The organism is Leclercia sp. W17, assembly GCF_003336325.1.
Taxonomy (GTDB): Bacteria; Pseudomonadota; Gammaproteobacteria; order Enterobacterales; family Enterobacteriaceae; genus Enterobacter.
In genome coordinates, this window is the sequence record NZ_CP031101.1 from 1,268,931 (window position 1) to 1,290,196 (window position 21,266).

Here is a 21,266-nt window from a genome sequence, read left to right on the forward strand (position 1 = left end):
GGTTTTTTTTGTCTCTTTTATACTCTCTGACAGCCTCTAATTCATTTTGGTTGATCCCGGTCAAGCAAGATGGGTATGGCGCTATCCAAAAAAAGCGGTATAATCCGGCGATTTTTTTTGTGGCTGCCACCCGAAGGAGAAAGAGAATGAAGATTGTGGAAGTGAAACACCCACTCGTTAAACACAAGCTGGGCCTGATGCGTGAGCATGACATCAGCACTAAGCGCTTTCGTGAACTGGCCTCTGAAGTTGGCAGCTTACTGACCTATGAAGCAACCTCCGATCTGGAAACCGAAACTGTCACCATTGAAGGCTGGAACGGCCCGGTACAGGTTGAGCAGATCAAAGGCAAAAAAATTACCGTTGTGCCAATCCTGCGCGCAGGTCTGGGCATGATGGAAGGCGTGCTGGAGCACGTCCCTAGCGCGCGTATCAGCGTGGTTGGCATCTACCGTAACGAAGAGACGCTGGAGCCGGTGCCTTATTTCCAGAAGCTGGTCTCCAACATCGACGAGCGTATGGCGCTGGTCGTTGACCCGATGCTGGCTACCGGTGGTTCGATGATCGCCACGATCGATCTGCTGAAAAACGCCGGCTGCAGCAGCATCAAGGTGCTGGTACTGGTTGCCGCGCCGGAAGGCATCGCCGCGCTGGAAAAAGCGCACCCGGACGTTGAGCTGTACACCGCCTCTGTCGATCAGGGCCTGAACGAGCACGGATACATCATCCCGGGCCTCGGCGATGCCGGCGATAAGATTTTTGGTACTAAATAAGTGAATAACGAAAAAGAAGCCGACTTTGATAGTCGGCTTTTTTTTGAATAAAAAACCCAACCGCTTAAAACAAACAACACTTGAGGAAGATTCTATGACGCGCCGTGCTATCGGGGTGAGTGAAAGACCGCCACTTTTACAGACAATCCCGCTTAGTTTGCAGCACCTGTTTGCGATGTTTGGTGCAACCGTGCTGGTGCCCATTCTGTTCCACATTAACCCGGCCACCGTGCTGCTGTTTAACGGCATCGGTACGCTGCTTTATCTCTTTATTTGTAAAGGTAAGATCCCGGCCTACCTGGGCTCCAGCTTTGCCTTTATCTCCCCGGTCTTGCTGTTGCTGCCGTTAGGCTATGAAGTGGCGCTGGGTGGTTTCATTATGTGCGGCGTGCTGTTCTGTCTGGTGGCTTTCATTGTGAAGAAAGCGGGGACCGGCTGGCTGGATGTGATGTTCCCCCCTGCGGCGATGGGCGCAATCGTTGCCGTCATCGGTCTTGAGCTGGCCGGTGTGGCGGCGAACATGGCGGGTCTGCTGCCTGCAGACGGGCAATCCCCGGATACTAAAACCATTACTATCTCGCTGGTAACCCTGGGCGTGACGGTCTTTGGCTCCGTGTTGTTCCGTGGTTTTATGGCAATTATCCCGATCCTGATCGGCGTACTGGCAGGCTATGCGCTCTCCTTCGCGATGGGCGTTGTGGATACCACCCCGATTGCGCAGGCCCACTGGTTCGCGCTGCCAACCTTCTACACCCCGCGCTTTGAGTGGTTTGCCATCTTCACCATTCTGCCTGCCGCGCTGGTGGTGATTGCCGAGCACGTCGGTCACCTGGTGGTCACGGCCAATATCGTCAAGCGCGACCTGATCCGCGACCCGGGTCTGCACCGCTCGATGTTTGCCAACGGCTTCTCAACCATTATCTCCGGTTTCTTCGGCTCCACGCCAAACACCACCTACGGTGAGAATATCGGCGTGATGGCCATTACTCGTGTGTACAGCACCTGGGTTATCGGCGGCGCGGCGATTTTCGCTATCCTGCTCTCCTGCGTCGGTAAGCTGGCGGCGGCTATCCAGATCATTCCGGTTCCGGTCATGGGCGGTGTTTCGCTGCTGCTGTACGGGGTAATCGGCGCCTCCGGTATTCGCGTTCTGATCGACTCAAAAGTTGACTACAGCAAAGCGCAAAACCTGATCCTGACCTCGGTGATCCTGATTATCGGCGTCAGCGGTGCCAAGGTGCACATTGGCGCAGCCGAGCTGAAAGGCATGGCGCTGGCGACCATCGTCGGTATCGGTCTGGCCCTCATCTTCAAGCTGATCTCCGTTCTGCGCCCGGAAGAGGTGGTGCTGGACGCCGAAGAGAGCGAAAAATTCTCGCATTGATCCTGCAACCGGGCGGCCGATCCGCCCGGTTCTCTCCCCGCTTGTTCCGTGTTAAACTCTGGGCCGATTCCGAGTAAGACCTGGTTGAGGTATTTCTGAACGCACCGGCACAGCTCTCTTTGCCACTCTATCTTCCCGACGACGAAACTTTCGCGAGTTTCTGGCCGGGTGATAACCCCTCTTTACTGGCTGCACTGCAAAACGTGTTGCGCCAGGAGCACAGCGGTTACATCTATATCTGGTCACGCGAAGGTGCAGGGCGCAGCCATCTGCTTCACGCCGCCTGTGCTGAACTTTCTCAGCGCGGGGATGCGGTCGGCTATGTGCCGCTGGATAAACGCACCTGGTTTGTGCCGGAGGTGCTCGATGGGATGGAACAGCTGTCGCTGGTTTGCATCGACAATATCGAATGCGTGGCGGGGGATGAGCTGTGGGAAATGGCGATTTTCAATCTCTATAACCGCATTCTGGAGTCCGGAAAGACCCGGCTGCTGATCACCGGCGATCGACCGCCGCGTCAGTTAAATCTCGGGCTGGCCGATCTGGCCTCGCGTCTCGACTGGGGACAAATCTACAAATTACAGCCGCTTTCCGATGAAGATAAACTGCAGGCTTTGCAGCTGCGAGCGCGGTTACGGGGATTTGAACTGCCGGAAGATGTGGGACGTTTTCTGCTAAAACGTTTAGATCGCGAGATGCGTACGCTGTTTATGACCCTCGATCAGCTGGATAAGGCATCCATCACTGCCCAGCGGAAACTTACCATTCCTTTTGTGAAAGACATTCTCAATCTATAGGCCCGGCGCACGCGCTACCGGGCCAATCCTGCTTACTTCACAATCTCAAGCACCTGCTCAGGCGGGCGTCCAATCCGGGCCTGGCCGTTGGCCACCACAATCGGGCGCTCAATCAGCTTCGGATGCTCTACCATCGCCTGAATTAACGCCTCTTCACTCAGCGCGCTGTCTGCCAGACCCAACTCTCTGTAAAGCTCCTCTTTCTGGCGCATTAATGCTCTGGCGCTGGTCATTCCCAGTTGGGCAAGCAGCGTGCGGAGGGTGTCGGCATCCGGCGGCGTATCCAGATAGAGCACCACCTGCGGCTCAACGCCGTTGGCTTTCAACAGGGTCAGGGTTTCGCGGCTCTTTGAGCAGCGAGGGTTATGGTAGATCGTAACCGCGTCAGACATCTTTTCTCCTTTTACATCTTTTCATACGCGCGATAGCGCTGCTGCAGCTGGCGCAACTGATCGATACGGGCATCGTAACGGGCCTGTTGCAGGCTGCCGAGTTTCACCTGCGAGCTGGCGCTGCTCAGCAGGGAGATGGCCTGATCCAGACGTCCGGCCAGGGCATAACCTTCGGCGCGGGCTGCCAGCTCCTGATCGCGATGGCCGAGCGCGGCTTCCGCCTGGGCCAGCAGATCCCAGCCGTTAGGATCATCTTTATTATTGAAGGTGTAGCGGTTGAGAATGGGCGCGGCTTCCTGCGGCTGTCCACCCTGTAAGTAAGCATTCGCCAGGTTGAGCTGCAGGACCGGGTTATTGCGCAGGTCACGGGCGCCTTTCAGACGGTTGATCGCATCCTGGGCTTTTTTCTGCCCTAAGTCGATGTCGGTGGCCAGATCAAGATACCAGGCATTGTTGGCCTCTGCGGTCAGCAGCGGCTGCAGGTTCTTGCGGGCCTCGTCATAATTGCTGGCCTCCATCGCCTGTAAGGCACGGCCATACCGGGCAGCGCGCTGTTCACGCACGTTGCCTTTGTTCAGGGCATCCAGCAGATCGTTGGTCAACTGGTTGCGCCCCGAGTTGTACATGCCGAGGGTTCTGACCTTCGCCATATAGAAATCTTCTGAGGACTGCACCACCACCGGACGCATCTGGTTGGCACGGTTGCGGGCATCCGAGAGACGGCTTTCCGGCAGGGGGTGAGTCAGCAGAATTTCCGGCGGACGCGAAGAGTAGCGCGCCCGGTCGAGTAACTTTTCGAGGAAGTTCGGCATCGCCTGCGGGTCGAACCCGGAGCGTTGCAATACCTGAATACCGATGCGGTCCGCTTCCTGTTCATTCTGCTGGGTAAAGCTGATCATCCCCTGACGGGTTCCCGCCAGGGTACCGGTCAGCGCGGCCATACCCGCTTGCGGGCTCGCCATCGCCAGCAGGATAGAGCCCAGTGCGCCCACCCAGGTGAGCGGGGCGCTGCGCTTCTGATCTTCCATCGCGCGCGCCAGGTGACGCTGGGTGACGTGAGAAATTTCGTGCGCCATTACCGAGGCCAGCTGGCTTTCGTTGTCGGCATAGCGGAATAACGCCGAGTGCAGTACCACGTTGCCGCCGAAGAAGGCGAAGGCGTTGATCTCGTCGTTATTGATCAAATAGAAATGGAAAGGGGTCTTTACCGAATCCGCGTGGGAGACAAGGCGCATCCCCAGCGAATTGATGTACTGCACCAGCAATGGATCGTTGATCAGCGGCGCACTGCCGCGCAGTTGGCGCACGTAGAAATCGCCCATTTGCATCTCCTGACCAATGGAGAGCGTGCTTCCTGCCGAGGTGCCCATATCCGGCAATGCGTCTGCAGAGTCAGCGAAGGCTGGCATCATCTGGCCAGCGGTCAGCGCAGCGATGAGCGTCGCAACCAACGTTTTTTTCAACTGCCTGAACATAACCTCTGTCCTGTCTGGTGGGTGTGCTAATTTGACCGAAGAACCCGCATATCGTTCATCTGCGGCTGCTCTGCAAGTGTATGCGCCTCAGGGCGATAAGAAAATCCCTCTTTTCAGGCTTTTGCGTTTTGTGACAGAGCAAGAAAAAGCGAAAGTCTTTTCATTAACTCTTCGATACAATTCACCCTTTACGTTCCGCCAATATCTTCAGGGAAGGGTTGAATGCTCGAGTTATTAATGCAGTGGTACCGCCGTCGCTTTAGCGACCCCGAGGCCATTGCTTTGCTGGTTATTCTGGTTGCCGGTTTTGGCATCCTCTTCTTCTTTAGCGGGCTGCTGGCGCCGCTACTGGTGGCGATCGTGCTCGCCTATTTACTGGAGTGGCCTACCGTCCAGCTGGAAAATATTGGCTGTTCCCGCCGCTGGGCCAGCATCATCGTGCTGGTCTTTTTTGTCGGCATCCTGATGGTGATGTCCTTTGTAGTATTGCCGATCGCCTGGCAGCAGGGGATCAATCTCATCCGCGATATGCCGGGGATGCTCAGCAAACTCTCTGATTTTGCCGCCACCCTGCCGCGCCGCTATCCGGCCCTGATGGATGCGGGCATTATCGATGCCATGGCCGAGAACATGCGCACCCGCATCATGACGATGGGGGATACGGTGGTGAAATTCTCCCTCGCGTCGCTGGTGGGGCTGCTGACGCTGGCGGTCTATCTGGTGCTGGTGCCGCTGATGGTCTTCTTCCTGGTCAAGGACAAAGATCAGATGCTTAACGCGGTGCGCCGCGTCCTGCCGCGTAACCGTGGGCTGGCAGGGCAGGTGTGGAAGGAGATGAACCAGCAGATCACCAACTACATTCGTGGCAAAGTGCTGGAGATGATTGTCGTTGGGGTTGCCACCTGGATTGGCTTCTTAATCTTCGGCCTGAACTACTCGCTGCTGCTGGCGGTGCTGGTGGGCTTCTCGGTGCTGATTCCCTATATCGGCGCGTTTGTGGTCACCATTCCGGTGGTGGGCGTGGCGCTCTTCCAGTTTGGTCTGGGTACCGAGTTCTGGAGCTGTTTCGTCGTCTATCTGATCATTCAGGGGCTGGACGGAAACCTGCTGGTGCCGGTGCTGTTCTCGGAAGCGGTAAACCTTCATCCGCTCGTCATTATTCTGTCGGTGGTGATTTTTGGCGGATTATGGGGATTCTGGGGAGTCTTCTTCGCGATCCCGCTGGCCACGCTAGTCAAAGCGGTGGTGCATGCCTGGCCGGATGTGCCGGCAGTGGAGGAGTAGGCTGTTGCCCGGCGGCGCTAATGCTTGCACGGGCCTACGGGTTTTGTAGGCCGGGTAAGCGTAGCGTCACCCGGCGAAACAAGCGAAGAGCCGAATCAGGCGTTCGCTTTCACCCACTCCAGCACCACATCGTGGTGATTGCTGGTTTTGAAGTCATCAAACACGTGTTCAACTTTGCCGTCAGCGTCGATCAGGAAGCTGATGCGGTGGATACCGTCATAGGTTTTACCCATAAAGGTTTTCTCACCCCAGACGCCAAACGCGTTGCAAACCTGGTGATCTTCGTCAGAAAGCAGCGTGAAGTTAAGCAGCTCTTTTTCGGCGAAACGAGACAGTTTTTCCGGCTTGTCGGTGCTGATACCCAGCACTTCGACGCCGGCGGTTTTCAACTCGTCCATGTTATCGCGTAAGCCGCAGGCTTGTACGGTACAGCCTGGGGTCATGGCTTTCGGGTAGAAATAGACCAGTACACGCTGTCCCTGGAAGTCGGTCAAATTTACTTGCTCACCGTCTTGATCGGGCAAGCTAAATTTCGGTGCGATGTCACCGGCTTTCAGTGGATTCATTACTCAACTCCATCCTGTTCATGCTGGGAATAATTGACGACGTTAATACTGCCTTGCGCATTCAGTTCTGTACAGAGGGCTTTGAACGCTTGCTCGATATTTGAGGCATCCCGCGACGCCGGGCTGTGGGCGGTGATCTGAATAAACAGTTTCGGCACGGTGTCATCTTTGCCCGGTTGCGTCCGCGAGACCAGCTCGGCGATATTCATCTGGTGGCTGTCAAACAGGGCGGTAAAGCGTTCGATTAAATGCGGGGAGTCAGTCACTTCCACCTGGACCCAGACGGTAGCGGGCAGAGCCGGCTGCGGGCGCGCGGTGGTGCGCTTCATCACGATCAGCAGATCCAGCTCTGCGCCTTTTAACGGCAGGGTCGATTCAATCAGGGTGATCGCATTCCACGACCCGGAAAGCAGCATGATGAAAGTGAACTCTTCACCCAGCATCGCCAGGCGGCTGTCTTCGATATTGCAGCCGCAGCTACTGACGTGGCGGGTGATGGTGTTCACGATCCCCGGCCTGTCGGCACCCAGCGCAGTAATAACCAGGTAATGTTGTGATGAGGTTGTCAAACCTGTTCTTCCTTTGCGTGGTTTAGTCTTTCTAAGGAAAGCATAAAAAAAACCGGCATACAATAACCTGGAGGTCTCACGTCGCTTGCTTTTATTACAGCACCAAACGTACCATTGAGGCTCTTGTACGCACAGAGGATGGCCCATGTTCACGGGAAGTATTGTCGCGCTTGTAACACCGATGGATGAGAAAGGTAATGTCTGCCGGTCAAGCCTGAAGAAACTGATTGATTATCATGTCGCCAGCGGAACCTCGGCGATTGTTTCGGTAGGGACTACCGGTGAATCTGCTACGTTGAGCCACGAAGAGCATGGCGAAGTGGTGTTGATGACCCTTGAACTGGCTGACGGGCGTATCCCGGTTATCGCTGGTACGGGCGCCAACGCCACGGCTGAAGCCATCAGCCTGACCCAGCGCTTCAACGATAGCGGCGTAGTAGGTTGCCTGACGGTAACCCCATACTACAACCGCCCAACCCAGGAAGGTCTGTTCCAGCATTTCAAAGCCATCGCTGAACATACTGACTTGCCACAAATTCTGTATAATGTGCCGTCGCGCACTGGCTGCGATATGCTGCCAGAAACGGTAGGCCGCCTCGCGAAAGTAAAAAATATTATCGGTATTAAAGAGGCGACCGGGAACTTAAGCCGCGTTCATCAGATCAAAGAGCTGGTTTCAGACGACTTTATTCTGCTGAGTGGCGATGATGCGACCTCGCTGGACTTTATGCAGCTCGGCGGCCACGGCGTGATTTCCGTGACCTCTAACGTTGCAGCCCGCGATATGGCTGAAATGTGTAAACTGGCTGCGGCTGGTCATTTCCAGGAAGCGCGTGTGATTAACCAGCGTCTGATGCCGCTGCACAACAAATTATTTGTCGAACCCAATCCAATCCCAGTGAAATGGGCATGTAAGGAGTTGGGACTTGTAGCGACCGATACGCTGCGTCTGCCAATGACCCCGATTACCGACCACGGTCGTGAAACGGTCACTGCGGCGCTGAAGCATGCCGGTCTGCTGTAAAGTTTAGGGAGATTTGATGGCTTACTCAGTACAGAAGTCGCGCCTGGCGAAGGTTGCGGGTGTTTCGCTTGTTATGCTGCTCGCGGCCTGTAGCTCAGATTCACGCTACAAGCGCCAGGTGAGCGGTGACGAATCCTATCTGGATGCTGCGCCGCTTGCTGAACTTCATGCACCTGCTGGCATGATCCTGCCCATTCAGAATGGCGACTACAACATTCCGGTTGCCAACGGTAGCGGCGCGGTAGGCAAAGCGCTTGATATTCGTCCGCCAGCACAGCCTCTGGCGCTGGTAAGCGGGGCGCGTACTCAGTTCACCGGCGATACCGCGACGCTGCAGGTTGAGAGCGCGCGCAATGCCGGGCTGTGGCCGCAGGTGGTGAGCGTACTTCAGTCGAAGAATTACGCAATCACCCAGCGCGACGATGCCAGCCAGACGCTGACGACAGACTGGATCGAATGGAGCCGTCTGGATGAAGATCAACAGTACCGTGGGCGCTATCAAGTCTCTGTTAAACCTCAGGGTTATCAGCAGGCGGTGGTGGTTAAGCTCATCAACCTGGAGCAGGCGGGCAAACCGGTTGCCGACGCGGCATCCATGCAGCGTTACAGTACCGAGCTGCTTAACGTGATTGCTGCGGGTCTTGATAAGAGCGCCACCGACGCGGCGAATGCTGCTCAGAACCGTAATGGTGCCACCTTCGACGTGCAGAGCGCTGCCGACGATACCGGTCTGCCAATGCTGGTGGTGCGTGGTCCGTTCAACCAGGTCTGGCAGCGTCTGCCTTCCACCCTTGAGCGTGTCGGCATGAAAGTCACCGACAGCACCCGCTCAACCGGCAGCATGACGCTCACCTACAAACCGCTCTCTGACAGCAACTGGGAAGAGCTGGGCGTACGCGATCCGGGTCTGGCTTCAGGCGATTACAAACTTCAGGTCGGCGATCTGGATAACCGTAGCAGCCTGCAGTTTATCGATCCGAAAGGCCATACGCTGACCCAGTCGCAGAATGATGCGCTGGTCGCTGTCCTTCAGGCGGCATTCAACAAGTAAAAAAAGGGGCTGGTTAATCCAGCCCTTTTAATTTTCGTGCTACGCAAACGTGTGCGTGGCATAATATCTCCAGTTTTGAACACAAATCATCACACCAGGAGTAATGAAGATGCAGAAGCAAGCTGAGTTGTATCGTGGCAAAGCGAAAACCGTATACAGCACCGAAAACCCGGATCTGTTGGTGCTCGAGTTCCGCAATGATACGTCAGCAGGAGATGGCGCGCGCATTGAGCAGTTTGACCGTAAAGGCATGGTGAACAACAAGTTCAACCATTTCATTATGAGCAAGCTCGAAGAGGCGGGTATCCCGACGCAGATGGAAGCGTTACTGTCCGATACAGAGTGTCTGGTGAAGAAGCTGGACATGGTGCCGGTTGAATGTGTCGTCCGTAACCGCGCCGCGGGCTCCCTGGTGAAGCGTCTGGGCATCGAAGAGGGCATGGAGCTGAACCCACCGCTGTTCGACCTGTTCCTGAAAAACGACGCCATGCACGATCCGATGGTCAACGAATCTTACTGCGAAACCTTTGGCTGGGTGAGCAAAGAGAATCTGGCGCGTATGCAGGAGCTGACCTTCAAAGCCAACGACGTGCTGAAGAAGCTGTTTGACGACGCGGGCCTCATCCTGGTCGACTTCAAACTGGAATTCGGATTGTATAAAGGTGAGGTGGTGCTGGGTGATGAATTCTCCCCGGACGGCAGCCGCCTGTGGGACAAAGAGACCCTGGATAAAATGGACAAAGACCGCTTCCGCCAAAGCCTGGGTGGCCTGATTGAAGCGTACGAAGCCGTTGCTCACCGTCTGGGTGTTAAACTCGATTAATCCTGCCTTACCTGCCAGAGGAGCACAGCCTCCTCTGGCATCTCACTCCTGTTTCCTGTGGTAATCTTGCTTCGAAGCGCCTACGATCATACTTATTATCAAGATGATATTTTTCGAGGTGGGATTATGCGCTGGCAAGGGCGTCGTGAAAGTGACAATGTGGATGACAGACGCAGCAGTGGGGGCCCGTCGATGGGCGGCCCGGGATTTCGCCTGCCGGGAGGCAAGGGCGGCATTATTATTTTGCTGGTGGTCGTAGTGGCGGGCTACTACGGGGTCGACCTGAGCGGGCTGTTAACCGGGCAACCGATTCAACAACAGCAGCAGGCAACGCGCTCCATCAGCCCGAGCGAAGACGAGGCGGCGAAATTTACGTCGGTCATTCTCGCCACCACGGAAGATACCTGGGGCCAGCTGTTCGAAAAAATGGGCCGTACTTACCAGCAACCGAAGCTGGTGATGTACCGCGGCGCCACCCGCACAGGCTGCGGCACCGGACAATCGGTCATGGGTCCGTTCTACTGTCCTGCTGACTCTACCGTCTATATCGATCTCTCCTTCTACGATGACATGAAACATAAGCTGGGCGCCGACGGCGACTTTGCCCAGGGCTATGTTATCGCCCATGAAGTCGGCCATCACGTGCAAAAACTGCTCGGGATTGAACCTAAAGTGCGTCAGCTCCAGCAGAATGCCAGCGAGAGAGAGGTGAATGCCCTGTCGGTACGCATGGAGCTGCAGGCCGACTGCTTCGCCGGCGTCTGGGGTCACAAGATGCAGCAGGAGGGCGTGCTGGAGGCGGGCGATCTGGAAGAGGCCCTCAACGCGGCCCATGCCATTGGCGATGACCGCCTGCAACAGCAAAGCCAGGGCCATGTCGTGCCAGACAGCTTTACACACGGCACGTCAGAACAGCGCTATAACTGGTTCAAAAAGGGCTTTGACGGCGGCGATCCGGCACAATGCAATACCTTCGGCAAGGCGTTGTAATCTTCAATGTCAGGGATGAATTTAGCAGGTTTACCTGAACAACTGGCGCGGGAAGGGCACCGGCGGTTGCTGGTGCTGAGCGGGGATGAAACATGGACGCAGCAGCAGGCGCGGCTGTTGAAAGAGGACTATCCCGGGGAGTGGCTGTGGATTGGCGTTGATGCCCCGCAGCCGCCATCCTGCGCGCCTCAGGCGCTGCATCAGCTGCTGGGCCGCGAGTTTCTTCACGCTATCTTCGACGCCCGGCACGGCTTCGACGTCTCGGCCTTTGCTGCCGTGGCGGGCACCCTGCACGCCGGCAGTCTACTGGTTCTACTCACCCCCGCCCTGACGCAGTGGCCAAAAATTCCCGACCAGGATTCCCTGCGCTGGAGCGACAGGCCAGAGCCCATCCCTACGCCGCGCTTTATTGACCGCTTCTGCCGCCACATCCTGGGCGATCCGCAGGTGTTACGCTGGCAGCAGGGCGAGCCTTTTATGCTTACGCCAACGCCACCCGCACCCGACTGGCATCCGGCCAGCGGCGAGCCCCAGAGCGAGCAGGCTGCGATACTCGACCAGCTCATTACCATGCCTGAAGGCGTCGCCGCCGTCACCGCTCCGCGCGGGCGCGGCAAGTCGGCGCTGGCGGGCATGCTGCTGCATCGCATTACGGGCAACGCCATTGTCACCGCTCCCGCCAGGGCGGCGACCGACGTCATTGCCCGTTTCGGCGGTGAGCGCTATCGCTTTATGGCCCCTGACGCCCTGCTGGCCTCGGACGAACATGCCGACTGGTTGATTGTTGATGAGGCGGCGGCCATTCCCGGCCCGCTGCTGGAGCGGCTGGTGACGCGCTTCCCCCGGGTCCTGCTTACCACCACGGTGCAGGGCTATGAGGGCACCGGCAGGGGGTTCCTGCTGAAGTTCTGCGCCCGTTTTGCCGGGCTGCGTTACTTCACCCTCTCCACCCCGGTGCGCTGGGCGGCAGAGTGCCCGCTGGAGCGCTTTATCGCGCAGGTGCTGCTGTTTGATGATGAGCCCGACGAGAGCATCCCGCTGGGGGAGATCAGCTACGCAACCCTGGAGCAGGAGGCCTGGAACCGCGCCCCTGCGCTCCCGGCGGCGGTCTATAAACTGCTTTGCGCGGCCCACTACCGGACATCCCCCCTCGATCTGCGACGCATGATGGATGCCCCCGGACAGCATTTTGCCGTAGCCCGGGCAGGAGAGAGCGTCTGCGGCGCGCTGTGGCTGGTGGAGGAGGGAGGCTTAAGCCCGGCGCTCAGCCAGGCGGTATGGGCGGGCTACCGGCGTCCGCGCGGCAATCTGGTGGCGCAATCTTTGGCGGCACACGGGGGCTCGCCCCTGGCGGCAACGCTGAGCGCGAGACGGGTGACCCGCGTAGCCGTTCATCCTGCCCGCCAGCGCGAAGGCATTGGCCGGGCGCTGGTGGTCGCGGCCTGCCAGCAGACGAGCCTCGACTACCTTTCTGTGAGCTTTGGTTACACCGACGCGCTCTGGCGTTTCTGGCAGCGCTGCGGTTTTGTGCTGGTGCGGATGGGGAGCCACCGGGAGGCCAGCAGCGGCTGCTTCACGGCGATGGCACTCCTGCCGCTTAGCCCGGCGGGGCAGGCGCTGTGTCAGCGCGAGCATCAGCGGCTCTGTCGTGATGCCGCGGTGATTGAACGCATGAACGGAGAAAAGATCCCGGTAGAGCCCGCGGGTGAGTCTACCCTTAATGATGATGACTGGCTGGAGCTGGCCGGATTTGCTTTTGCGCATCGCCCCCTCACGGCGTCGTTTGCCAGTCTGACGCGCCTGCTGCGGTCAACGGTTCTGCCCCTGGCAGGCTTGCGGGGCAAAATCGAGCAGGACCGGGACGACGGCGCTCTGAGCCAGAGTCTGGGGCTGAACGGGCGCAAGGCGTTACTGAATTATCTGCGCAGCGAGGCGGGTCAGGCGCTGGCGCAGCTGGACAGCGAACGCTGTCAGGGCGTGAAGCACACCGTTTTGCAATGGCAATTTTTTCAATAACTTCATCAGTAAACTGGCATGTTCATTCTGCCTGTCAGGCGTAGAATCCCGCTTACCTATTAAGGAGACTGCCATGAAACATGACCATTTTGTTGTCCAGAGCCCCGCTATGCCGGCCAAACAGCTTTTGCTGCTGTTTCATGGCGTTGGCGACAACCCGGTCAATATGGGGGAGATTGGCCGCTGGTTTGCACCCCTGTTTCCTGACGCGCTTGTGGTGAGCGTGGGCGGTCCGGAGCCTTGCGGCCCAAACGGCCGCCAGTGGTTTTCAGTGCAGGACGTGACCGAAGAGAGCCGTCAGGGGCGCGTGGATGCCATCATGCCCACCTTTGTCGAAACGGTGCGTTACTGGCAGCAGAAAAGCGGTGTGAAGGCCGATGCCACAGCGTTGATCGGTTTTTCCCAGGGGGCGATTATGGCGCTGGAGAGCATAAAAGCGGAGCCAGGCCTGGTCTCGCGGGTAATTGCTTTCAATGGCCGCTATGCGACCTTGCCCGGACAGGCGACCACCAGAACCACTATTCACCTGATCCACGGCGGGGAAGATCGCGTGATTGAGCTCTCCCATGCGGTTGCTGCTCAGGAGGCGCTGATCCGCGCGGGCGGTGATGTGACGCTGGATATTGTCGACGATCTGGGACACGCCATTGACGATCGCAGCATGCAGTTTGCGCTGGATCATCTGCGTTTTACCGTGCCGAAACGTTACTTCGATGAAGCGCTCAGCGGCGGCAAGCCCAATGATGACGACATCGTGGAGTTCTTTTAGCGGATAACCCTCTCCCCGCCAGGGGAGAGGGAAAGGCATTACTTCTTCTGGTCTTTCTTCGGCCAGTCGTCTTCATCATCCCACTTGTCGTTAAAGTCACGATGTGGGGGGAGTTCGGGTTTGTTGGCGAGGAATTTCTTATGGTCAACGCGCTTGAGATCCTTGATCACATTCAGCAGTACGCCTACCAGAAAAACCAGTACCAGGATCCACCAGTATTTAGCCAGCCAGTCCATTCGCTTATCCTTCTTTGGGGCAATCGTCAGGCGACGAGTTGCTCCATGATACGTTGATACATACGGGCCAGCAGTTGCAAATCAGCGGCATTCACGCATTCATTGATTTTATGAATCGTGGCATTCACCGGCCCAAGTTCGACCACCTGTGCACCCATGCGGGCAATAAAACGTCCGTCAGAGGTACCGCCTGTGGTCAGCAGTTGCGGTTTAATTTCATTATAGTGCGCGATGGCGTTAACCACCGCATCCACCAGTTTGCCGCGCCCGGTCAGGAACGGCTGGCCGGAAAGCCACCAGTCGATGCTGTAGCGCAGCTGGTGTTTCTCCAGCAGGGCCACGACGCGGGCTTTGATCATCTCGTCCGTCAGCTCGGTGCTGAAGCGGAAGTTGAACTGCACAAAGAGATCGCCAGGGATCACGTTATTGCTGCCGGTACCGGCCTGAATGTTGGCGATCTGCATGCTGGTCGGCGGGAAATACTCGTTGCCTTTATCCCACTCAATACCAACCAGCTCGTCGAGCATCGGCGCGGCGCGGTGCACCGGGTTATCAGCCAGATGCGGATAAGCCACGTGGCCCTGGACGCCGTGAATGGTCAGGTTGCAGGTGATAGAGCCGCGACGGCCATTTTTCACCACGTCGCCCACCATTTCGGTGCTGGACGGCTCGCCCACCAGGCAGTAATCCAGACGTTCATTACGGGCCATCAGCGTTTCAACCACCTTCACGGTGCCGTTTTTAGCGCTGGCCTCTTCATCAGAGGTGATTAAAAACGCCAGGCGGCCTTTATGGTTCGGGTACTGCGCCACGAAACGTTCGGCGGCAACCACCATCGCTGCCAGCGATCCTTTCATATCTGCCGCGCCACGACCAAAGAGCATGCCGTCGCGGATGGTCGGTTCGAAAGGAGGGTTGATCCAGCGATCGGCATCACCGGCTGGCACCACATCAGTATGTCCGGCAAATGCCAGCGTTTCACCCTGGCCGCGCCAGGCCCAGAAATTTTGCGTATCGCCAAAATCCATCGGTTCGACGGTAAAACCAATCGCCCGCAGGCGTTCGATCATCAAAGCCTGACAACCCGCATCATCAGGGCTCAGGGAGGGGCGGCGAATAAGCTGCTGAGTCAGCTCAATGACCGGGCATGACATAGACTACACCTCAATAAAATAGGTTTGGTATTGATTTTCGTTGAAACCCAGCAGCATAGGCTTACCGGGCGCCCAGAGCAATGGGCGTTTGATGATTGCGGGCATTTCCACCATTAATGCGGCTGCGCTGTCGGCATTGTTGATGCTGGCCCGCACACTTTCATCCAGTTTGCGCCAGGTGGTGCCGCGCGTGTTGAGCAGCGCTTCCCAGCCGAGCTCCGCAATAAATTTCTGCATCAAATCAGCATCAATACCATCGGCGCGATAGTCGTGAAAACGGTACTCAACGTTGTTTTGCTCCAGCCAGCGGCGGGCTTTTTTGATAGTGTCGCAATTTTTAATGCCATAGAGGGTGATCATGGTGAATCCTTTTGTCTTAAAAATGGTCAGTTGCTCAGTAATTTCGATGGTTAAACGTTTGTGGAAATATAACACATTTGTTTTATTACCTTATTGAATATTCAGCAGCGGGACAAATTGTACTTAAGTCGTGAATATTATTTCATCTTTATTGCATAGAGCGCTGACGGCAAAAAATGCATTTAAGAACAACTACAAAGTTATTTTCCCGGCTCTGATCAAGGTTATTTCAAAATATTGCAGTTGGTCACATAAAATTTAACGCGAAGGGCCCATAGTATCTACAAGCCAGTCGTACCAACGGGGGTAGAGCAGTATCACTGATTAAAAACTCTTCACAATGATGATATATTCTCGTAGAATGGCCGATAATAATAAGAGAGGTAGTTATGATTGAACGTGAACTGGGGAACTGGAAAGATTTTATCGAAGGCATGCTTCGTAAATGACATTCAGCAAGAAACGCAAGAGCACTTAATTTTCTAAATAATAAAAGTGTGAAAATTAACACACAAAAAAGGCGGCCGGTAAGGACGCCTTTTTTATTATCAAGATCTTATTTTTGTTTTTCCTTTAACGGGAAACGTCGCCGTACCAGAACAAAGAACAGCGGAACAAAGTAAATGGCGAGAACAGTGGCCGAAATCATCCCGCCCATCACCCCGGTACCCACCGCATGCTGACTACTTGAGCCCGCACCAGAGCTGGTCGCCATCGGCAGAACGCCAAACACAAACGCCAGCGAGGTCATCAGGATGGGGCGCAGGCGCTGGCGACAGGCTTCCAGGGTGGCGGCCATCAGCTCCTGACCTTTTTCATTCATCTCGTTGGCGAACTCGACAATCAAAATGGCGTTCTTCGCCGACAGACCGATGACCGTTAACAGCCCTACCTGGAAATAGACATCATTTTCCAGGCCGCGCATCCAGGTGGCGAGCAGGGCGCCGATAACCCCCAGCGGCACCACCAGCATCACCGAGAACGGCACCGACCAGCTCTCATACAGCGCGGCCAGACAGAGGAAGACCACCAGCAGCGACAGGGCATACAGTGCCGGAGCCTGAGCACCCGAGAGGCGCTCCTGATAGGACATGGCGGTCCACTCGAGACCAAATCCGGCAGGCAGCTGTCGCACCAGATTTTCCATCACATCCATCGCGGTACCGGTACTGACGCCCGGCGCGGCTTCACCGACAATTTCCACCGCGGCGTAGCCGTTGTAGCGCTCCAGGCGCGGTGAGCCTGTCTCCCAGCGCGAGGTGGCAAAGGCCGAGAAGGGGACCATGCCGCCCTCTTTATTACGCACGTACCACAGGTTGATATCGTCCGGCAGCATGCGGTATTTGGCCGCCGCCTGCACATAGACCTTTTTCACGCGTCCACGATCCATAAAGTCGTTCACGTAGCTCGAACCCCACGCGGTTTGCAGGGTGTCATTGATATCATCGATGGAGACGCCCAGCGCCTGGGCTTTACGCTGATCGATATCGATCTGCAGCTGTGGGCTGTCGTCCAGACCGTTGTGACGCACGCGGGTCAGGGAAGGTTCTTCTCCGGCCAGCTCCAGCAGACGGTCGCGGGCGGCCATCAATGCATCATGTCCGGCCCCGGCGTGATCCTGCAACTCCATATCAAAGCCCGCCGAACTGCCGAGCCCGCTGATCGCGGGTGGGCTGCTGGCAAAGACCCGCGCCTCTTTAATGCGGCTGAAGGCTTTGGTGGCGCGCTCGATAATGGCAAACGAGCTGCCGGTTGTGGCATCGCGCTCATCCCAGTCTTTCAAACGGACAAACATACGCGCCACGTTCTGTCCGTTCCCGCCCGGGCCGGAGCCGACGGTGGCAAAGACTGACAGCACGTTGTCTTTCTCCTGGTTAAAGAAGTACGACTCCACCTGCTGCACCACCTTCAGGGTCTGCTGCTGGGTCGAGCCGCTCGGTAACTGCACGGAGGTGATAAACATGCCCCGGTCTTCCAGCGGCAGGAAGGAGGTGGGCAGGCGCAGGAACATGAAAACCATGCCCCCCAGCAGCAGAAGGTAGATCAGCATCCAGCGCAGGCTGCGATGCAGAACCCGCCCCACGCCCGCCTCATAGCGCGCCGCGTTGCGGTTAAACATGCGGTTGAACCAGCCAAAGAAGCCTTTCTGACCGTGGTGTTCACCTTTATGCAGGGGTTTAAGCAGGGTGGCGCACAGCGCCGGAGTGAGGATCATCGCCACCAGCACCGACAGCACCATCGCCGCCACGATGGTGATTGAGAACTGACGGTAGATCGCGCCCGTGGTGCCGCCAAAGAAGGCCATTGGCACAAATACTGCCGACAACACCATGGCGATACCCACCAGCGCGCCCTGGATCTGCTTCATCGATTTTCGCGTCGCTTCGCGCGGGGAGAGTCCCTCTTCGCTCATGATACGTTCAACGTTCTCCACCACCACGATGGCATCATCCACCAGCAGGCCTATCGCCAGCACCATCGCAAACATGGTGAGGGTGTTGATGCTGTAGCCAAAGGCGTAGAGCACCGTGAAGGTGCCCATCAACACTACCGGGACGGCGATGGTGGGGATTAATGTTGCGCGGAAGTTTTGCAGGAACAGGTACATGACCAGGAACACCAGCGCGATGGCTTCGAGCAGGGTTTTCACCACATCCTCAATAGAGGCCTTCACGAACGAGGTGGTCTCGTAGGCGATTTTGTACTCCAACCCGTGCGGGAAGTAGTGCGACAGCTCGTCGAGACGGTCGATAACCCGTTCTGCGGTGGCCATCTCGTTGGCGCCGGAAGCCAGCTTGACCCCCAGCCCGGAGGCCGCCTTGCCGTTAAAGCGGCTCAGGTAATCATACTTCTCGGCCCCCATCTCCACGGTGGCGACATCCCCCAGGCGCACCTCGGAGCCATCCTGATTGACACGCAGGGTGATGTCGCGGAACTGCTGGGGCGTTTGCAACAGCGACTGGGAGTTAATGGTGGCATTCAGGGCCTGCTTATCCACGGACGGCGTGCCCCCCAACTGACCCACCGCAATCTGGGCGTTCTGCGATTCAATGGCGTCGGTGACATCTTTCGCGGTCATCTGGAAGCTGTTGAGCTTCGCCGGGTCGAGCCAGATGCGCATGGAGTACTGCGACCCGTAGGCGTCGATATCCCCCACGCCGTTGATACGGCTCAGCGGATCCTGAATATTACTGGCGACATAGTCGGCGATATCCTGCTTATCCATTGAACCGTCAGTGGAGACAAAGGCGATGGTCAGGATGTTGGTATCGCCGGTTTTGCGCACCGTCACGCCCTGGTTTTGCACCGCCTGCGGCAGCTTACGCAAGGCTGACTGGAGCTGGTTCTGCACCTGCTGCACCGCTTCATCCGGGTCAGCGCCCGCGGTAAAGCTGAGCGTTATCGATGCCTGGCCGGTGGCGCTGCTCTGGGACGACATGTACATCAGGTTGTCGAGGCCCGTCATGTTCTGTTCAATCACCTGGGTAACGGTGTTCTCCAGGGTTTGTGCGGATGCCCCCGGATAGTTAGCCGTGATCCGCACGTTAGGCGGGGCAAGATCCGGGTACTGCTCAACAGGGAGAGAAAAAATAGCCAGCGTGCCGGTCAGGCACAATAAAATTGCCAGCACCCAGGCAAAAATGGGGCGATCGATGAAAAAATTCGCCATTAAAATAGGACCTCGTTTTGCTGCGCGTCGTAATTGTAGATAGCCCGCTTCACTCTAGCGGCAAGGGAGATGTCAAACGTGGAGAAATAAAGGAGATAATGTAAATTATCATGCGCTTTTTCCGCGCCATCGCCCTGGTGCAGCGGTGAGTATTGTTCATCTGCGTGGCTGCCAGGCGATCCCCCGCCTGTTTTTACCGTTATTTACCCTCGGTTGCGTTCGAAGAACAAAAGCGCACGCTCACCTGGGTACCGCCCTCTGGCGGCTGTGAGAAGCTCAGGGTTCCCCCCAGCCGGTCGGCGCGTTCACGCATGATGTTCAGACCGTAGTGACCCGGAGGTTCGCTGGCATCACCAATGCCGATGCCGTTGTCGGAAATTGTCACCGTGTGCTTGCCATCCGGGGCGGTGATGCAGCAGACCGTGATGTCGCTGGCCTGCGCATGCTTGATGGCGTTCAGTACCGCCTCCCGGACAATCTGCAACAGGTGGACCTGCATCTGTGCATCCAGCGCCAGAGACGAAAGCTGGCAGTCGAGAGTCAGCCGGGCAGCGGTCTGTTTTTGTAAATCATCCAGCATCTCCTGCAACGCCGCCGGCAGATTGGCCTGGTTCAGCGTCAGGCGGAAGGTGGTAAGCAGCTCGCGCAGCTGGCGGTAGGCGGCATTCAGCGCCTGGGAAAAATCGGTAATGATCCCCTGCGCCGTTTCGTTTTCTTCCGGCACCGCATGTTTGAGTAGCGTTAACTGGATGCGCAGATAAGAGAGCACCTGCGCCAGCGAATCATGCAGTTCACGGGCAATAGTGGCGCGCTCCTCCATCAACAGCAGCTGGTGATAGTGCTTCTGCGCCTGGTTGGAAAAGAGGCCGCGGCCAAGCATCGTCGCCACGCTTTTCATCAGCGGCATCGGGACGGGGCGCTGCGCGCTTTGCCAGCGCAGCTCACCGAAGCGGGTCTCCATCATCACTACCGGCAGCACCTGGGTGTCGATATGCAGTGCGGCTTCACCCTCCTGCATCTGCCAGCCGTCGCTGGTGTGCAGGGCCAAGTAAGTGATCCCGGTGTATTCGCAAACAATGTGCAGGATGTGGCGGAAGCAGTGACTGTCAATCTTGCCGGTATTCAACGCCTGGGAGCAGGTAAACAGCATCTCCAGCTGCTGGTGGGCTTCGTGCAGGTGATGCGTCTTCTCTTCAACCGAAATCTCCAGCGAGCGGTACAGGGTGTGCAGCTCCGCCGACATATGGTTGAAGGTACGGGAGAGCAGGCCAAGCTCATTGGAGAGATCGGTATTCGGCACCGGGGTATCAAAATGACCTTGTTCAATGCGCAGGCTGGAGGTGACCAGGTGATTGAGCGGGGCGACAACCTGCTGGCGGATACGGCGGAGGGTGACAAACACCAGCAGAAAAATACTGGCCCCACCGGCAAAGGAGATGGCAAAAACCAGAGTGATCTTACGTTCGGCATAGTGCTGCAGGGAGAGGACAAAGGCGTCGATACGCGCCACATACTCGTCCATCTGCGCCTGATACCAGGCGTAATCACCCTGAGCGAGTTTCTTATCCACCGCCTGCCACCGGATCTGCAGCTGGCGATAGTGCTGCTTAACCTCGTCCGGGACATACCAGCTGTTCAGGGTTTGCAGGGCAGGGGCATCCAGGGTTTGTTGCCAGATCCGGCGATGGGGCACCAGGTCGACGCTGCCCCGCTGGATGTTGTAACCCAGGCGATAGCTCTGCATCCGTAACGATCCGGCCAGGTTGATGGCTTCAGCATCACGCTGGCCGCTGGCGAGAGTAAACAGCGCAATCGCGCTGGTCAGCAGCGACAGGGCAATGATGGAGAAAAAGGCCCGGGCAAGGCTGCGTGAAACAGGTTGTTTAACTCTCACCGGTCGCGTCCTGATAAGGGTTTATGCTGGGGAATGAAA

The 21,266-nt window shown here is 57.0% G+C and carries 20 protein-coding genes; 11 read left to right on the forward strand and 9 right to left on the reverse strand.

What is annotated here, in order from left to right:
• Positions 1-146 precede the first annotated feature (146 nt).
• The 3 genes from upp (at position 147) to DVA44_RS06260 (ending at position 2,954) form a co-directional block, all read left to right on the forward strand.
• The gene (upp, locus tag DVA44_RS06250) at positions 147-773 is read left to right on the forward strand and encodes a uracil phosphoribosyltransferase (protein WP_032613066.1); all 627 of its coding nucleotides are present in this window, start codon (positions 147-149) and stop codon (positions 771-773) included.
• Positions 774-867: 94 nt separating this feature from the next.
• On the forward strand, positions 868-2,157 hold the full coding sequence (gene uraA, locus DVA44_RS06255; RefSeq protein ID WP_114385992.1) for a uracil permease: 1,290 nt from the start codon (positions 868-870) through the stop codon (positions 2,155-2,157).
• A 95-nt stretch (positions 2,158-2,252) separates the two neighbouring features.
• On the forward strand, positions 2,253-2,954 hold the full coding sequence (locus DVA44_RS06260) for a DnaA inactivator Hda (protein ID WP_214422612.1): 702 nt from the start codon (positions 2,253-2,255) through the stop codon (positions 2,952-2,954).
• Between the two features lie 32 nt (positions 2,955-2,986).
• Here DVA44_RS06260 and arsC read toward each other — a convergent pair whose 3' ends face one another.
• Together arsC and bepA are read right to left on the reverse strand one after the other, a co-directional pair.
• Positions 2,987-3,346, reverse strand: coding sequence for an arsenate reductase (glutaredoxin) (gene arsC, locus DVA44_RS06265; RefSeq protein WP_114314301.1), 360 nt, complete (start codon positions 3,344-3,346; stop codon positions 2,987-2,989).
• Between the two features lie 11 nt (positions 3,347-3,357).
• Positions 3,358-4,821, reverse strand: coding sequence for a beta-barrel assembly-enhancing protease (gene bepA, locus DVA44_RS06270; RefSeq protein WP_114385993.1), 1,464 nt, complete (start codon positions 4,819-4,821; stop codon positions 3,358-3,360).
• A 222-nt stretch (positions 4,822-5,043) separates the two neighbouring features.
• On the opposite strand from bepA, the gene DVA44_RS06275 reads away from it, so the two are divergent.
• The gene (locus DVA44_RS06275; RefSeq protein ID WP_114385994.1) at positions 5,044-6,105 is read left to right on the forward strand and encodes an AI-2E family transporter; all 1,062 of its coding nucleotides are present in this window, start codon (positions 5,044-5,046) and stop codon (positions 6,103-6,105) included.
• Positions 6,106-6,200: 95 nt separating this feature from the next.
• On the opposite strand, the gene bcp is transcribed toward DVA44_RS06275, so the two are convergent.
• Positions 6,201-6,671, reverse strand: a complete 471-nt coding sequence (gene bcp, locus DVA44_RS06280) for a thioredoxin-dependent thiol peroxidase (RefSeq protein WP_039029687.1) — start codon at positions 6,669-6,671, stop codon at positions 6,201-6,203.
• On the reverse strand, positions 6,671-7,240 hold the full coding sequence (locus DVA44_RS06285) for a glycine cleavage system transcriptional repressor (protein ID WP_197080105.1): 570 nt from the start codon (positions 7,238-7,240) through the stop codon (positions 6,671-6,673). Before DVA44_RS06285 ends, bcp begins: the two co-directional genes overlap by 1 nt.
• 145 nt (positions 7,241-7,385) lie before the next feature.
• On the opposite strand from DVA44_RS06285, the gene dapA reads away from it, so the two are divergent.
• The 6 genes from dapA (at position 7,386) to ypfH (ending at position 13,913) form a co-directional block, all read left to right on the forward strand.
• Positions 7,386-8,264: a 4-hydroxy-tetrahydrodipicolinate synthase gene (gene dapA, locus DVA44_RS06290; protein WP_103180679.1), complete on the forward strand. Its 879-nt coding sequence runs from the start codon at positions 7,386-7,388 to the stop codon at positions 8,262-8,264.
• 16 nt (positions 8,265-8,280) lie between these two features.
• The gene (gene bamC, locus DVA44_RS06295) at positions 8,281-9,315 is read left to right on the forward strand and encodes an outer membrane protein assembly factor BamC (protein ID WP_103824657.1); all 1,035 of its coding nucleotides are present in this window, start codon (positions 8,281-8,283) and stop codon (positions 9,313-9,315) included.
• A 109-nt stretch (positions 9,316-9,424) separates the two neighbouring features.
• Positions 9,425-10,138, forward strand: a complete 714-nt coding sequence (gene purC, locus DVA44_RS06300) for a phosphoribosylaminoimidazolesuccinocarboxamide synthase (protein ID WP_103180677.1) — start codon at positions 9,425-9,427, stop codon at positions 10,136-10,138.
• 126 nt (positions 10,139-10,264) lie between these two features.
• The gene (locus DVA44_RS06305; protein WP_114385995.1) at positions 10,265-11,128 is read left to right on the forward strand and encodes a neutral zinc metallopeptidase; all 864 of its coding nucleotides are present in this window, start codon (positions 10,265-10,267) and stop codon (positions 11,126-11,128) included.
• 6 nt (positions 11,129-11,134) lie between these two features.
• On the forward strand, positions 11,135-13,144 hold the full coding sequence (locus DVA44_RS06310) for a tRNA(Met) cytidine acetyltransferase TmcA (RefSeq protein WP_114385996.1): 2,010 nt from the start codon (positions 11,135-11,137) through the stop codon (positions 13,142-13,144).
• A gap of 73 nt (positions 13,145-13,217) precedes the next feature.
• Entirely contained in the window at positions 13,218-13,913 is a 696-nt protein-coding gene (gene ypfH / locus DVA44_RS06315) for an esterase (RefSeq protein WP_114385997.1), read from the forward strand.
• A gap of 38 nt (positions 13,914-13,951) precedes the next feature.
• On the opposite strand, the gene DVA44_RS06320 is transcribed toward ypfH, so the two are convergent.
• The 3 genes from DVA44_RS06320 to DVA44_RS06330 are packed head-to-tail and all read right to left on the reverse strand — an operon-like array spanning position 13,952 to position 15,663.
• Entirely contained in the window at positions 13,952-14,149 is a 198-nt protein-coding gene (locus DVA44_RS06320; protein WP_039029679.1) for a YpfN family protein, read from the reverse strand.
• A gap of 26 nt (positions 14,150-14,175) precedes the next feature.
• Complete coding sequence (dapE, locus tag DVA44_RS06325) at positions 14,176-15,303, reverse strand: succinyl-diaminopimelate desuccinylase (protein ID WP_103824661.1); 1,128 nt, start codon at positions 15,301-15,303, stop codon at positions 14,176-14,178.
• Between the two features lie 3 nt (positions 15,304-15,306).
• A complete protein-coding gene (locus DVA44_RS06330; protein WP_114388376.1) occupies positions 15,307-15,663 on the reverse strand; it encodes an ArsC family reductase in 357 nt (118 codons plus the stop codon).
• Between the two features lie 389 nt (positions 15,664-16,052).
• Here DVA44_RS06330 and ypfM point away from each other — a divergent pair, with 389 nt between their 5' ends.
• Positions 16,053-16,112, forward strand: coding sequence for a protein YpfM (ypfM, locus tag DVA44_RS06335; protein ID WP_015572204.1), 60 nt, complete (start codon positions 16,053-16,055; stop codon positions 16,110-16,112).
• Between the two features lie 107 nt (positions 16,113-16,219).
• Here ypfM and acrD read toward each other — a convergent pair whose 3' ends face one another.
• Both acrD and narQ read right to left on the reverse strand, forming a co-directional pair.
• On the reverse strand, positions 16,220-19,333 hold the full coding sequence (gene acrD, locus DVA44_RS06340; RefSeq protein ID WP_114385998.1) for a multidrug efflux RND transporter permease AcrD: 3,114 nt from the start codon (positions 19,331-19,333) through the stop codon (positions 16,220-16,222).
• A 199-nt stretch (positions 19,334-19,532) separates the two neighbouring features.
• Positions 19,533-21,227, reverse strand: a complete 1,695-nt coding sequence (gene narQ / locus DVA44_RS06345) for a nitrate/nitrite two-component system sensor histidine kinase NarQ (RefSeq protein WP_114385999.1) — start codon at positions 21,225-21,227, stop codon at positions 19,533-19,535.
• Positions 21,228-21,266 lie beyond the last annotated feature (39 nt).